Here is a 1,312-nt window from a genome sequence, read left to right as displayed (position 1 = left end):
AACATCTTGGCCGGTCAGTCCGCTTTCAGCTTTTTTCTGATCGATCCAGCGCTTCAGTTCAGCGCGTTCGACTTTCGTCATCCGTCCGACTTTGAAAGCGGCAAGCCTGCCAGCGGCAACTTCGCGGTAAAATGTTGCTGAACTGATAGAAAGCAAGGTCTGAACTTCGTCAGGGCTAAAAATAAGCCGGTTAGGCATCGGTTCGCGTGCAAGGTCGATCATGCTGCCACTGTGCGCAACTGACGCATTGGATCATCATTGCCGACAACTTTCGAATGAGCCGTTGCGACTTTTTCGCGCATTGACATATCGATGCGATGGTCGGTTATGATCAGGCCTGCCAAAATGCTTTGGCGCGTGTTCGCTGTGGTCTTCGTGACTGGCTTGAATGCTAGATTTGATGCCATTACCGCACGGCTATAATCTTCGATCAATCGATTAGGGCAGGGCTTGTCATCCCTATTGAATAGGTTATTTGTCATTTGTTCGGTCCGTGATGTAGCGTTTCTCGTTGGAATTGCTTAATCACAGCTCCGACAGCGAGTCAACGATTTGACTATCATATACTGACGAACCGTTGTATTGCATCGATGAATTGAGTTTAAAGAGGTGATTCCAGCGTGCGGTTTTTGTATAGCGAAGTGACCAAGGCGTTCGGCCATCGGTTTCAGATTGACCCGACGGCTAAGATCGCTTGGAACGCGCGCGGCCAAAGACTTCGAAAATCTGGCATCCCATTAGACACAAAGACCGGTCGCGGCGTACCCGCTGAATATGGTTGGCGACAGGTCTTCAGTTTAGCGCTGGCCTATCATTTACTTGAAACCGGAATCACGCCTGAACGGTGCGCAAAACTGGTCAGCTTCCAATTCGGCGACCTGATCGCTGACATGGCCAGCGATTCTGATGATCTGGGATTTTATGTCGTCAGGCCAGCGGCGTTTGATGAATACAAGCCCAAGACCGCGCTGGGCAGGCTAGTCGACTTTCCGATATATAAGGCGCGCAGCGAACTGTCATCCATCCCAGCGCGGGCGACGGTCGTCATCATGGTCGATCTGGGCCAGCTAGTCGATCAGCTTTGCAAGGCGTTCGCTGCGACCGGCGAACGCTCGGAAACCGAATTGCGTAAGGGCTTCGACACTTGGCTTGCTAATCCTGGATCCGAAGCGACCTAGTTTCCTTCCATGATCAGGCCGTTGTCAACTTCGTCCAGCATTTCGCGAAAATTGTTGCGCGCTTCCTGACTTGGCGCGCGGTTCGATAAGCGCGTCATTTTGCCGGTCCAGTCATCGACCAAAGCTTCATGGCT

The 1,312-nt window shown here is 51.9% G+C and carries 3 protein-coding genes; 1 reads left to right on the top strand and 2 read right to left on the bottom strand.

The features are described from left to right. Positions 1-222: helix-turn-helix domain-containing protein (locus tag V7680_RS15645; protein ID WP_335654177.1), on the bottom strand; the 222-nt coding region annotated here is incomplete at its 3' end. Then, positions 219-482: a hypothetical protein gene (locus V7680_RS15640; protein WP_335654176.1), complete on the bottom strand. Its 264-nt coding sequence runs from the start codon at positions 480-482 to the stop codon at positions 219-221. The genes V7680_RS15645 and V7680_RS15640, both read right to left, overlap by 4 nt. Before the next feature lie 138 nt (positions 483-620). Here V7680_RS15640 and V7680_RS15635 point away from each other — a divergent pair, with 138 nt between their 5' ends. Next, entirely contained in the window at positions 621-1,178 is a 558-nt protein-coding gene (locus tag V7680_RS15635; protein WP_335654175.1) for a hypothetical protein, read from the top strand. The last annotated feature ends 134 nt before the right edge of the window (positions 1,179-1,312 follow it).

Source organism: Parasphingorhabdus sp. (assembly GCF_036963705.1).
Lineage (GTDB): Bacteria > Pseudomonadota > Alphaproteobacteria > Sphingomonadales > Sphingomonadaceae > Parasphingorhabdus.
This window is presented reverse-complemented; position numbering and strand designations above follow the sequence as displayed.

Coding starts and splice junctions, on each gene's coding strand:
- V7680_RS15640 (WP_335654176.1), bottom strand. CDS start 482: ATGACAAATAACCTATTCAATAGGGATGACAAGCCCTGCCCTAATCGA.